This window comes from Paenibacillus polysaccharolyticus, from assembly GCF_900102085.1.
Taxonomy (GTDB): Bacteria; Bacillota; Bacilli; order Paenibacillales; family Paenibacillaceae; genus Paenibacillus; species Paenibacillus polysaccharolyticus.
Map to the genome: position 1 here is coordinate 155,950 of NZ_FMVM01000005.1, position 13,985 is coordinate 169,934.

Here is a 13,985-nt window from a genome sequence, read left to right on the forward strand (position 1 = left end):
CTAGTAAAGCCACGGTGAATTGACCCTGGTAGAACGTACATTTATAGCTGACATACAAGTTTAATAGATAACGTATCCCGCGAAATACAAAAAAAGCCCCACCGGATGATCCGGCAGAGCTGCTTGTCCAAGAACAAACTATGCGTACAGCATAAAAAAGTTCAATTCATGGCCTTGTTGTTTGAGGTAATTATAGAGCTGTGAGCGATGGTGGAACACATGTGTGAGCGTTTCGATCTGCCACTGCACCTGTAGGTGTCCATGCTCTGCGTAGAAAGCTTTGGTAGAGCGGTTCAAAAAGTCCTCTTCGCTGAGACTTGTAATATATGCTTTGTACGCCTCGAAATTGCTCCATAATGTCTTTTCCAGTTGCTCAATATCCTGGTTTCCAGATAAACGGTTCTCCACTTGACCTACTTCAGCCTCACCTTTCTCTTGCATGATGATAAGATCCGAAGCCGTAATCTGAATAAAATGATGCACCAGCTCCACAAGGGAACGCATATTGTCCTGCGGACGATACGCCCAGTCCTCCGGACGAATTAGACGAATTAACGAAGCGCCTGTGCGTACGCCTGTTTCCAGTTCCGTTAACAGATGCTCTCGAATTTGCAATGTTCCATTCATGATTCATTACTCCTTTGTGATAAGTCTATGATTCATAGTATAACGGAAGATACGGCTGCATCATTGTACTTTTCGGACAACATCTGTTGCTGCTCCTGAACAGCAACTAGCGGTGTATCACCGTAAAACTTGCGGAATTGCCTAATCAGATGCGCCTGATCGTAAAATCCATACGTCTGTGCTAGTTCAGCTCCGTCCGTAGCCAAGCCTTTGCGAATGCCATGCAGCACCTGATGGAAACGAACAATTTCACTAAAACGCTTGGGACTGATGCCCACTTGTTCGGTCATTTTGCGATGCAACTGACGTTCACTGACAGCTTCTCCCTGGGCAAGGTCTTGTATACTCAAGCGGCCATTATCCTTGAAGATCCGGTAGAGCACATTACGAAGCAAATCCTGATCAGCATGATGATGAATCGGGCTACTGCGCAGGGTCACTCGGCGGAGGTAAGACTCCATCACCTGCACACGCTGAGCAAAATTCCTCGTTCCCTCCATCTTCAACCTTAGCTCGTCCCATCGAATTGGCCAGCATTCTTCCAGCGGTATACGTCGGTCTGTAAACAAATCCAGTGACTGACCATGTAAAAAAGGAGCTCCCCCGGGAAAAAAGCGAACCCCAAACGTATATGCTCCCGTAGTAGGCGCTGTCAACGATAACGGAAAAGCAAAAGGCTGCATGTAATTGCCGCAATAGCTATACGTATACCTTTCTTGCTCTGGATTATAATCGATCAGGATGTCAGTGCAACCATCTGGTAATACCCGGGCAGAGGCCGGAAATTTCAGCCTTAAGTCATTGACCTTGATGTCCATGTCCATTCCATCTATGCCATACTTGCCATCTTCCATATGTTCCCGAGTTCCTGACTCCCAATAACAGGCTACATAAGGCGTAAGCACAGGGGAAGGACTATTCTCTATGTAGTATGTACGGGGGTCCATCCCATTCATCTGTACCGGACGATACAATGCGTGCAGACGAGCGTCCATGCATTTCCCTGCCTTTCCCTTTTATGCGAAAAAGAGCCTCATCTAATCGGTATCTCCCGGTATCTCTCAATATCTCTTGGTTCACATTATATGATTATGCTCATTCTTCTCTCTCATCATATCATGAGTATGATCGCTCAGCTAAACATAAAAAAAGTGCCCTGCTCGGAGGACAATCCGAACAGGGCCAGTCACACATCTATTTAACACGAGAAGGGGTTTACAAGATTTATATTAATGCCTCAACCTTAAGAGAAACTGAAATCCAGATGAAGAACAGATCAAAAAATGAACGAAGGACAGATGAAAAACAGAAGAAAAATAAGTTAGGCACTATTACTCGTCTTTTCAGCCTAAACCATGCAGTTTGCGAAATTTCTCTGGACTCATGCCCGTATGTCGTTTAAATATCGTACAGAAGTAACTCGCATTTTCATACCCTACCCGGTCAGCCACTTCGTAAATTCGGAGCTCCCGCTCACTGAACATCAGCTGTTTGCTACGATTGATTCGTTCCTGGTTGACATAAAACACAGGTCTGACACGAAGTGCCTTTTGAAACAACCGACATAGATATTGAGGAGATACAACAGCTACATCCGCAAGTTCCTTCAGCGACAAAGGCTGATCCAGGTGCTCTGTAATGTAACGTAGCACGGGTTTCAACCGTTCCATCTCGTCGTTATCGTTGTCCGACACAATGAGCAAAGGCTTCAGATCCAGTAGCAAGGCATACAGGTGTTTGGAACTGTCCCGATCATCGGCAGCATTCATCGCATCCCCCGTGCCTTCCTCCCTTACAAGCAACAGTTCCAAAGCGTTCAGTAGTTCGGGTTTTCTAAGCTTATATACTCCTGAACTGGTGATTCCCGCATAGGCCAGTAGCTGACTTGCCTCTCGACCCTGAAAGGATACCCACGCCAGTTCCCAGTGATCCGTAATAGGCCTATACTCATGCGGAATATCGGGGTAGGTGATAAACACCTCCCCTGGGCCAACGATATATTCTTCTTCATCCTCTATAATCAGCCTGCCTTGTCCCTGAATGACCTGATGAATCTGGTAATCGGGAAAGCCTTCCGGGCGCTCCGTTTCAAATTGATGTTCCCAATACCCAACGGTCGTCATATAGACTGGCAGACGTGCGGCTTCGTCTGTTTTACCAAAAAAAATTCGTGTATTCATGCGGTACACCACGCTCTCCAACTTTAGTTTCATATTGTGATATATATGGGCAATATTCTTTATTTTCTAAGTACCTGATCAATTCTATACTGTGAATATATTATAACATGATCAAAGGAGCTGCTGATATGCGAAAGAAACTTGTGCACACCCCTCCGGCTAACGGATATCCGGAATGGAACAACAATCCCGAGACGTTTCAGGTGAATCGTCTGCCAGCCCATGCCAATATGGTAGCGTTTCCAACTATAGAAGAAGCCTTGTCCAATGAATTCACCTCGTCCCCCTGGTATCAGACGCTAAATGGTTCATGGAAGTTCAGCTTTGCTGAAACGCCAGAACAGCGCATTACTTCTTTTTACGAAACCAGCTACGATGCCAGCAACTGGGATGACATCGCTGTCCCGTCCAACTGGCAGTTGCAGGGCTATGATTACCCTCATTACACGAACATGACGTATCCTTGGGTGGAACGCGAGCCGGAGTTAAAACCGCCCTTTGCACCAGCAACCTATAACCCTGTCGGTTCCTATATTCGCACGTTCACAGTCCCTGCGGACTGGAAAGATCGTCCGGTCTTGTTGCACTTTGAAGGTGTTGAATCTGCCTTCTATGTATGGGTGAATGGAGAACTTGTTGGTTACAGTGAGGATACCTTCACACCTGCAGAGTTTGATATCACGGCATATTTGACGGAAGGTGAGAACAAGTTGGCGGTTGAGGTTTATCGCTGGTGTGATGCAAGCTGGCTGGAGAATCAAGATTTCTGGCGGCTCAGCGGGATTTTCCGCGGAGTATATCTGCACTCGCCTTCACCGGTTCAGATCGCTGATTTCTTCGTTCGGACGGAACTCGATGATGCTTTTAAAAATGCAGAGCTACAACTGGATGTGAAGCTTTTCAATCATAACGCCGGACAACATGTAGACGGCTTGATGGTTCAAGCGCAGCTCTATGATGCGGAGCAGAAGCTTGTGCTAGATCAGCCGCTGGCGGCAGAGGTTTCTTTTACCAATGAAGAAGAAATAACGTTACACCTCTCTACTTCAGTTGTGAACCCGCTCTTGTGGAGTGCTGAAACGCCTAACCTGTACACATTGGTACTTTCCATCCAGAATACTTCGGGCGAAACGGTCGAGGCTGTTCGTACCCGTGTCGGATTCCGCAGATTTGAGATCAAGGACGGCTTGATGAAAATTAACGGCAAACGCATCGTGTTTAAGGGTGTCAATCGCCACGAATTCTCGCCAGATTCAGGACGGGCCATCGGCCGTGAGGATATGATTCGTGATATCGAGCTGATGAAAGCCTATAACGTTAATGCTGTGCGCACATCGCACTATCCAAACCAGACGCTCTGGTATGAGCTGTGTGACGAATACGGACTGTATGTGATTGACGAGACGAATCTGGAGACACATGGTACTTGGTACTATGGGCAAAAAGAAATGAACGACGACAACATCCCGGCAAGCAAGCCGGAATGGCGCGACAACGTCATTGATCGCTGTAACTCCATGTTCCAGCGGGACAAAAACCATGCGTCCATCATCATCTGGTCGCTTGGTAATGAATCGTTTGGCGGCGATAACTTTATCGCCATGTACGACTATCTGAAACAAGCCGACCCAACAAGACTCGTTCATTATGAAGGAACTTATCACTACCGCCCTACCGATTCGGCAAGTGATATTGAATCCACGATGTATATCAGCCCGAACGATATCGAACAGTATGCACGGATGAAAGGGGACAAAAAACCTTATATCATCTGTGAATACAGCCATGCGATGGGCAACTCCTGTGGCGGTCTGCACCTGTACTGGGAAATGTTTGATAAATATGAGATTTTACAAGGGGCATTTATCTGGGATTGGGTGGATCAATCCATTCGTACCAAGACAGCAGACGGTATAGAATATCTCGCTTACGGTGGAGATTTTGGCGAGTCGCCGCATGACGGCAACTTCTGCGGTAACGGACTGATTTTGGCAGATAAAACGGTTACGCCGAAGCTGGAAGAAGTGAAAAAATGTTATCAGAACGTTCGCATACAGGCGCTCAATCTGCAAACCGGACTGGTTCGCATCACGAATCATTTCCTGTTCACAGACCTGAACGAATATGCACTGGCCTGGACGTTGTCCCATAACGGAGTAACTGTGGAAAAAGGTCATCTGGACATTGCTGCACAGCCTGGCGAATCCGTTGAAGTCCATATCCCTTACACACCATCTTCCGACCTGTACACAGAAGCTGTTCTTACTGTCTCTCTGGAAACCAAGAAAGCTACGAAGTGGGCAGAAGCAGGACATGAGATTGGTTGGGAGCAATTCGTCGTATCTCCTCGTCTGCGTGCAATTCAGCAACCTGTTGCGGGAGCAAGTGACGCGCTTCAAGTGGAGGAACTGCAAGATGGCGGATTGAAGGTGAATGCGGGTGAAGTCTCCATAAGCTTCAGTTCGGTTACTGGCGCACTTACTTCCTATCAGATTAACTCTCAGGAGCAATTACTGGCACCTGCTCGTGCGAACTTCTGGCGTGCGATGACCGATAACGATCTGGGTAACAAACTGAATGAACGTGCCGCTTTCTGGCGTGATGCTCATGCGACGAACAAGTTGATTCGTTTTGAACATCATACGGATGCGCAGGGCTGTCATGTGACAACAGATTATACGTGGGATGCCAGTCCGGGAAGTACGCTGTCCATCACGTATCTCATCAAGCCGAATAGCGAGCTTGAAATCAGTCAAACCCTCGTCTCCGGTGCAGGTCTGCCTGAACTTCCTGAGTTCGGTATGCTGTTTGAATTAAAAGACAGCCTGGATACGATCTCATGGTATGGTAGAGGGCCGCATGACAACTATATCGACCGTCTGACCAGTGCACGCCTTGGCTATTACACCGGAGCCGTTCGTGATCAATTTGTTCCTTACCTGAAACCACAGGAATGTGGTAACAAAACGGATGTACGTTTTGCTGAGATTACATCGGCTGTAGGCGAAGATGCTGCAAAGGACAGCATCGGGTTGCATTTTGAAGCTAACGCACCGTTTGAAATCAATGCACTGCCATGGTCGCCTGAAGAACTGGAAGCGAACGACCACGTCTACAAATTGCCGGCAAGCTCACATACCATCGCTCGTATCAACTACATGCAGATGGGTGTTGGCGGTGACGACAGCTGGAGTGCCCGTACACATCCAGAGTATACGCTGCAAGCCAATCGTCCATATCATTTTACGTTCACGGTAAGACCCGTATAACATCAAGCAAGCACTGCTGGCGATCTGCCGGCAGTGCTTTTTTGGTTGCATGGTTAGAGTCTTACAGTCTATGTTGGAAGTTTGTCGCAGGAACATTATAATGATTGGAATATAAGGGGAATCAGATGCTATGAGTGAATTGCACTCACTTGGGATTGCTTTTCACGTGTTTGATATCATCTGCACCACATACTGTCACCGTTAATAGAAGTAATAAAAGACAAAGATTCAGCCTACCTAGTGTACCGATCCATATCATCCATCGCAGAATCATGCATTCGTTTATGATGATCTTCATGCTGGCGAACGTCATTCTTTAACTTGGCCAGAAACCCCCATCCCGTAAAGGCAAGCAACAGTACAGTAATTAATGCATACGCAAAGCTATATAAATTCATATAAAAGTTAATGAAAATAGCAGCCAGCATCAAGCCGAGAATCCATAATGTGAACTTTGTACCCTTTCTCAATTCATTCCCTCCTCCAAAATCCATATTAACAGAAGAAACCAAACCGACAAAGAAAAACTCTATGTCAGTTTGGTTTATAGGCACTTAAAATTTTAGTTCAATTTATTCTAATTCTTTGAACCTTTGAATCATCGTAGCAACTTCTGCTCTGGTTGCAAGACCAGAAGGATTTAGAGTCAGATCAGAATTACCATTCATAATGCCCTTTGACACAGCCCAATGAATTGACTCTTTGGCAAAGGCCGAAATTTTATCTGCATCTTTGAAGCTAAGAGTTGAAATTTCGCTCTGAAGGTTCAACCCTTTACTCTCTGCGTATCGATAGAGCATAACCGCAATTTGCTCACGAGTGATTGAAACATTAGGAGCGAATATCCCCTTACCATATCCGTTAACGATTTTGCTTTCGTTTGCCCAAATAATAGGATTTGAATACCAACGACCACTTTGAACGTCTGAGAACACATCTGCAAATTTAACACTAGGTTGATTGTCCATACGATATAGTGCAGTAGCAAGCATTGCACGACTCATGTTCTTTGAGGGTGAAAATTCAGTTTCAGAAGTTCCTGTGAATAGCCCCGCATTATAAACATATCTTGCAGAAAAATAGAACCAATCGTCATGTGCTATATCTGTAAAAGGAGTCTTTCTTACAAATGTAACAACGACAGTTGTATCACGACTAATCTCTGGAATGGTATAAATGTCACGACCTATGAATTTTTCGCCGTTGACAATGATATATTCTGTTTCAAATCCTTCATCAGGAATCACTCTGATCGTGGCAGAGGTTGTTGCACGAATCGTTTGATTTTCGAAGCCATCAGCAATTTTACCATTCCCACCTTTTACAGAAGCGTTAACCGTATAGTTAAGCTGATGTTTAGGGCCCCCAGAACCACTAGAAGCATTAGAACCACCGTTAGAAGCATTAGAATCCTCGTCCGTGATAACCCAACGTTTCGGGCCTACAATTTTCGAATTCTTAAAATTAGAAAATGCAATCTCAAGCAACTCTATAGCTTTTGAAATTTCCGTATCCAACGCGTTTTCATTCTCAAAAACAGCCTCAGCCTTAGAGATCGCACTTCTTAGATTTTGAGCGGATTTTGTTGTATACCAAAAGTCTGGATAATATATGACTTTGGGATTATCCGCAATCGTAACTGAAGCAAGATAAGCTTTTGCAGCCTCAATGTCTTCATATAGTGCAGACTTAGAGATTTCCTTTACACCAGAACCGACCACAATTTGTACATCTTCAAACGGTTCAATTCCCCTCAGACTTGCATCTTTATTCGTGATGAGAAAGTTACTTAAAGAAAAATCGAACGTTCCGTTATTTCTAGCTTGGAAGACGGCAGTTCCAATATTTTTCATGATTTCATCATCTTTACCGTTGGCAGTCATATCGAGATATACATAATTGATGTCACCATCGGAATAATTCATTGAAATGTCTTTTTGCATATTGACACTCGTGTTTTTTACAACATAAGAATCAAAGTGTAGCTTTCCTTGAAAACCATATACCGGCGCTTTACCCGCACCAGTATATGCAAGACTTAGTTTCACAAATATGTTCTCTCCAACATCAAATGAAGATTTTGGAGAACCTGAGCTGTCAGTTACTGTGATGTCTACACGATAACCAAGGTCAGCAGCATCGTCTGCCCCGTAGACGTATGATGGTAGAGTAGCTACCAGAAGTAGCATGCACAATATCACTTTCAAATGTTTCATCATCGTCTCAGTGCCTCCATTAGTATGAGTTGTGCATCTACAATATCAACAACACCATCACCGTTTATATCAGATCTCATCCAGTCTTCAGAAGAATTAAAGCCATTGTAGACATTATTTAATATCGCTTTTATCGTCGCCAGAACGTCTGCTCGATCTACAGCCCCACTACCATTCGTATCTCCACGAAGAAGATTAGGGGATTTTAATGTTGGTTCAAAAACAAGATTGGCTGTTAATTGTTCACCCGTGACAAGTTCTCTTGAAGAACCAATATATGCTTTTTTAAGATTGTCATACAAGAGTGTTTGTTTCTTGCCGTCAATCACAACTGTTGCTTTACCCATATTGATCTCCGTATAAATGGTGAACAATGAGAATCCTTGTGATTGCCGAACTTCATAACGATATCCAAGATCTTTCACACGAATGTTGATTACATCTGACAGTTCTTTATAGACTATTTTTCCATTCTTATCTTCAAAAGCAGAAAGTCTATAACCAACTTTGATTGCCGTTTCGCCTGGAGCCAAAGCTTCAATGGTACCATCCTGTGAAATCTTGATAATGTTCTGATTATATAGAACATCCCATACAATATCTTCTTCTTTTAAGTCCAATTCGCCACCCTGACGAAGACCTTTAACAGAAAGCACTGTTTTTCCGCCAATCCCAAGTTCGATCACATCAGGTTGATTCTGCGAGTTCTCAAGGTCAGATATAAGTTTAATACTCTCAAACTCTGACAATTCACGATTCACAAGATAAACGGGAACAACCGTTTCGTTTCCAGCTTTGTCAACTGCTTTAAGCTGTAAAGTTTCGTTTGGTTCTTGACTTGAACTCTTACGATTAACGACAAATGTCCCGTCTGGATGGATCACAATACCTTCTGAACTACCATCTAAAGTTAATGATGCAGATACCTCTGTTAGCCCATGGAAGCTATATCTTGAGTCCGCACTAACAAAAACAACTTGATTGCTGACTGTATTATCAACCGGCTCCTTATCAAGGCTTGGCTCTACTTCTTCACCTAAAAGTAATATCGGTGCACTTGTATCAACAGTAACACCTATTGCCCCTGATGATCTGCTACCTTGAATGGTGTCTCGATTTTCACTAACTGCAGTAAAGTCAATCAAATTCTCACCGTCTTCAAGGTTTTCTTCAAATGACCAAACCGTCTTAAATTCTTCAGGCGTGTTCTTGTTTTCCTTGTTCAAGGTCAATGTCATTTTGACCGGTCGATCAAACGTGTACGTTGCCTCTAATTGTCCAGTCCTTAAATAATAATTTTCTTTTGATTTGTCGATATTGGTTTCAACACTGACAAGCTTAGGTTTACCCATGGCAGGCATAACAAAGCTTTGCGATGATGCAACCTTGGTAGAGCTATAATATTCCGTAGCATTAAGTGCTGACTCGACAATTCTAACGGATTTTACTTTGATAAAATACTTCTTGCCTTCCTTTAATAGAGGGAGGTTGGTTTGGTCTTCTAATGGTTTCAACCTAATTTCGCTGTCTACAGGAAACTGACCAAAGGAATTCTCAATCTCAACCCCGTTCTCATCTTCAATCGCCACAAAATAATGGGTTGCAGTTTGGTCACTTCCATTGATGTTAACTTTCACGTATCCATCTCCACTGTATTCCGCTGATACTGATTTAGGTTCTTGTGGAAGTAATGGATTGGTAAAAGTGATTGGAGATGCAGTGATCTGCTTACTCATTCCACCCAGATGGTTAACAAGCATTGCAACCACATAATACTTCCCTTCAGGGAAAGACTCCGGAAGTGTAAAGACATGAGAACCTGATTTAATTTCATCCAGCTCAAGATTACCAATACTAATTAATGATGATGTGTCTTGCATGTTATCTGATTCAATAGTTTGCATAATGGATGGGTCTTTGGTGACATAGACATTAACTGCTCCTGAATATGCACTTTGCCCGTCCGTTGTCCAAGACACATCAAGCTCACGGCTCGTATTATTACTATGCGTAGTTTTAATACCTGTAAGCTCCGGGATATTTTCAACACTGTTTACTTCAAAATTGTCAATATACACATTTGGTGTTTTCACTGAAATGGACCAGTTACCACCAACAATAAGTGCTGGATCAATCACTGAAATATACAACGTATTTTTACCATTCATCGATTGAACAAGATAGTTTCCATTTCCCTTGTTATCGTCTTCAACCATTGTCAATTTATTACCCGCTGGATTAGTGACTATGATTTCAGATGCAGAAGGTTTGACATGGCCACGAAGTGGGATTTCAAAGAGTAGTGAATCTTTTGATGCCGGGATCACTTCTTTTGTAATGCCATCTCCAGCTCTAGTTTTAACTATTTCCTTTGTCGTGAGCCTTCTCATATTCGTTCCATATAATGCAGTGGTAGGCACAAGATTTCCGCTCGCATCCAGTTCTTCCGAGTGAACATAGTGTACAGCTTTTCCTCTAGAAGCGAGATTGATGGAACTACCAAAGTTAAAATCGCCATCCCAATAATAGATAAAGCCAAATTTCACGCCAATGACTTTCATGTTTGCACCAACAAAGTCAGATGAAACAGCTGCCTCAACGCCTCCAATTTCCTTTCCCCCTATGATGGGGACTGAAGTTGGAATATAGAATCCTGCGTATACATAACCATAGAAATAATCTTCAGTAATTTTAATCGTTATACCACCACGAACCGCCCCGGCATGAATACTAATATTACCAAAGGCATTTAGCTGAAATGGCGATATCCACTGAACATTCATTCCCGCTTCAAGATTAAGTAATCTTCCTTCATCGTCTTTTGCCAACCGACCCGTACCTTCAAGACTAAGACCGGATAGTTTTGCCTCCAGCTTGAAGTCACCTACAATAACCAGATTTATTAATAACCTTGTTCGAAGATGAAGTGTGATGGGTGGAAGTTTACCGTCTGATGTTCCGGAAATGGTCTCTGCAAGATTTCCGAAACCTCCACCAAGCCCTGTCATAAATACATATGGCGTAACGATCGGAACTTTCGTCGTATTACTTGCTAAGAAGAATGTAAGTTCATCAAGCATGATACTTGGAACATTATTTATAGGAACCTCTTTAAATGCCAGCGAGCCTTCTACTTCTAGCATGGTAAGAGCGACTCCGTAATCCAGTTTATAGATTCCATCAATGGTATCTATTGTTACTTCCGCCATAGCACCTACTTTATTTCCTACTAATGGACCTAGTATATCTTCTGGCAGAGCTACAGCTAGTGTCGTATTAACACCAATAAAACCGATTTTCTTATCTTTGCTACCATAGCGGATATCACTAATCTCGGCAGTAAGGGAGCCCTTGTAGTCATAATGCTCTTCACCTTTATTTTTATCTGCTGCTTTTAAAGGCATTGAAATCTTTCCGCCGAAGCTAATTCCAAAGTCTTCCTTATCCTGAGTCATGACACCGTACTTGATATTGATTAAAAATCCTGCAATATTTTGTAGCATAGAACCTGCATCTCCAAATTTCAGTTCTAATGCTTTAGCCTCATCCTCGGAAACAGCTTCACCATCCAAGCTGTATTTCACTCCATTTTTAACTTCATAAAACCATTTATTATGCCATACATTAACAGAGTTTATGACTTTTATGGTGCCATCGCCTTCTAATTTTGCGCCAGCGTCCGTAACCGTCATCTTAAGTGGCGTGTTGCTATCATACGTCAAGATGTTGTTAATCGTAATGTCGCCATCGGCTTTACTGGCAGAGTAATATCGATTAACACCCGTACCCATTAACCTGACTTTCCCACGAACGGTCAATAGAATTTCGGTTTCATCTTCTTCATATTTTATATTGTTATGAACAATACCATTTCTAGTGACGTTACCCTCGATGAATTTTTTCATTACATCTTCGTTTTCAAAATTAACATAATCATATAACTGTCTATGATTAGAAGAGTTTGTTAATCGAACTAGTGAAACAATACCGTAGCTTGCACTTTTATCCGCCAGATTATTGGTTACATCTAATTGAGTCGTAGAAATAATCTTTTCTTTAAACGCACTGATTAACTGTTGATTTGTAAATCTGAATTCAATGTTATATTTTCCAACGAGCAAATTTTCATTGGTCGAGAACGAAAGGGCTTGACCATCTTCAACAAAACTTATTTTTCTTTTGTCGATTAACGTAGTTGCGCCGTTTGATGCAGAGACAAGATAAAGATCCCATCCATCAATTCCTGTAATCGCTTGTTTCAATTCGTTCATATCTCCAGAAACGGTTATATTTTTGTCTCCTTCATGAAAAACTGCAGAAGGGAAAATATGTTTCATGGAGACATCAGGAAGTTCCCCTTTAATTGCGGGAATTAAAATGTTTGAATTCGCACTATACTCAACCAGTTTATGTGTGCTTGAATCCATAATTGCCGTTGCGTTTAACGAAACTATTAATCGCTTTGCTGTAATCATGGATTGTTTCTCTGCGATGATTTCTAGATCGGGAATGTCAAATACAGTACCAATGTTTAATCCACCAGAAATTCTTACCGTATATTCTCTTGTATTCGTCGCTGTAAAAGTAAGTCCCTCATCGAGAGTAAGGGTAACCACCGGTTCGATTAGTTCTTTAGCTCCTGTAACACTATTATCAATGGTTACTGTTGCTTTAAACTTACCATCGTTTAGATATCCATCTTTGCTTTTATTCACTTGAACTTTATCTGTCTGGATCCCGATTGCTACCTCTTTCTTTTGTGTTTGATCAGAAAAGTTACCCACACCATATAACAATTCTGAAATTCTCACTCCCCCTGCCTCAATCGGTTTTTCATTCCAATAATATGCTGTCGCCGTATCAGGCACTAAATATTTGTTTGAATAGTTCGTAAAGTCAACGTTAGGATTCGGTGTATAATCGTATCTTGTATTTGCAAGATTAACCCAATGTCCAACAATAACTTTATCCACATTTACATCTTTGTTCCCACTCCAACCAGACAAAAGGGCGTAGGCCATTTTGTCTGAAGCTGAAAGAGAATCCACATATCTGATTTGTTGTGGCAGGTTTTCACCACTGTATTCTGTTTCCACGATGGTCGGTTGTTTTGGGTTCACAAGGACATGGGGTGCATCGATATTTGAACCAAGCGCATTATCTAGAAGGAGACGAATACCTACCGTTCCCGCTTGGCTATTATTATTGACCACATCATATGAAATACCAACGTTTCCAACCCGCGAGTTATTAGGGTCAGTAGAAATGGAAACCTTTTGTGTGATTGTGTAACCCTTGATATCCCATGCAATCGTCAAAAGTCTATTTTGCTCAGAGACAACAGGTTCATGAAGCTTGGTATCTATTCCGAACCATCCATATTCCTGACCGAAAATATAATCTTTTCCATCGATACGAACGGTAGTAAATGATGTTCCATTGCTTCTTGCCGTATCTTCCTTATAGAGAAGCGGAATATTGTTGTCAAAAGCTTTTTGTGGATGACCATCCACGGTTTCAATCGAAAATCCACCCGTTTTTGAATTGATTGAATATTTCATAAAGTCGTTTGCAATTGAATAATTCGCACTGCTTGCATCTGCACTCAATGGGAAACTTACAAGAGTGAATAGCATCGCTAGAATAAGGGATACAGCTATGCCGCGTTTTAATCGACGATCAACCATCATTGC

Annotated in this window: 7 protein-coding genes; 1 reads left to right on the forward strand and 6 read right to left on the reverse strand. The window is 42.6% G+C overall.

What is annotated here, in order from left to right; translation table 11 throughout:
• Window positions 1-138: 138 nt before the first annotated feature.
• The 3 genes from BLQ13_RS08730 to BLQ13_RS08740 all read right to left on the reverse strand — a co-directional run bounded on the left by BLQ13_RS08730 (window position 139) and on the right by BLQ13_RS08740 (window position 2,807).
• A complete protein-coding gene (locus BLQ13_RS08730; RefSeq protein WP_090918186.1) occupies window positions 139-627 on the reverse strand; it encodes a DinB family protein in 489 nt (162 codons plus the stop codon).
• Window positions 628-659: 32 nt separating this feature from the next.
• Window positions 660-1,622 carry a helix-turn-helix domain-containing protein gene (locus tag BLQ13_RS08735; protein ID WP_090918188.1) on the reverse strand — a complete coding sequence of 321 codons (963 nt, stop codon included), beginning with the start codon at window positions 1,620-1,622 and terminating at the stop codon, window positions 660-662.
• 348 nt (window positions 1,623-1,970) lie between these two features.
• Window positions 1,971-2,807: an AraC family transcriptional regulator gene (locus BLQ13_RS08740; RefSeq protein WP_090918190.1), complete on the reverse strand. Its 837-nt coding sequence runs from the start codon at window positions 2,805-2,807 to the stop codon at window positions 1,971-1,973.
• Between the two features lie 128 nt (window positions 2,808-2,935).
• On the opposite strand from BLQ13_RS08740, the gene lacZ reads away from it, so the two are divergent.
• A complete protein-coding gene (gene lacZ / locus BLQ13_RS08745; RefSeq protein ID WP_090918192.1) occupies window positions 2,936-6,076 on the forward strand; it encodes a beta-galactosidase, LacZ type in 3,141 nt (1,046 codons plus the stop codon).
• Between the two features lie 233 nt (window positions 6,077-6,309).
• Here lacZ and BLQ13_RS08750 read toward each other — a convergent pair whose 3' ends face one another.
• From BLQ13_RS08750 to BLQ13_RS08760, 3 genes are all read right to left on the reverse strand, one after another.
• The gene (locus BLQ13_RS08750) at window positions 6,310-6,546 is read right to left on the reverse strand and encodes a hypothetical protein (protein WP_090918193.1); all 237 of its coding nucleotides are present in this window, start codon (window positions 6,544-6,546) and stop codon (window positions 6,310-6,312) included.
• 102 nt (window positions 6,547-6,648) lie between these two features.
• Complete coding sequence (locus BLQ13_RS08755; RefSeq protein ID WP_090918195.1) at window positions 6,649-8,295, reverse strand: S-layer homology domain-containing protein; 1,647 nt, start codon at window positions 8,293-8,295, stop codon at window positions 6,649-6,651.
• Window positions 8,292-13,982, reverse strand: coding sequence for a dockerin type I repeat-containing protein (locus BLQ13_RS08760; RefSeq protein WP_090918197.1), 5,691 nt, complete (start codon window positions 13,980-13,982; stop codon window positions 8,292-8,294). Before BLQ13_RS08760 ends, BLQ13_RS08755 begins: the two co-directional genes overlap by 4 nt.
• Window positions 13,983-13,985 lie beyond the last annotated feature (3 nt).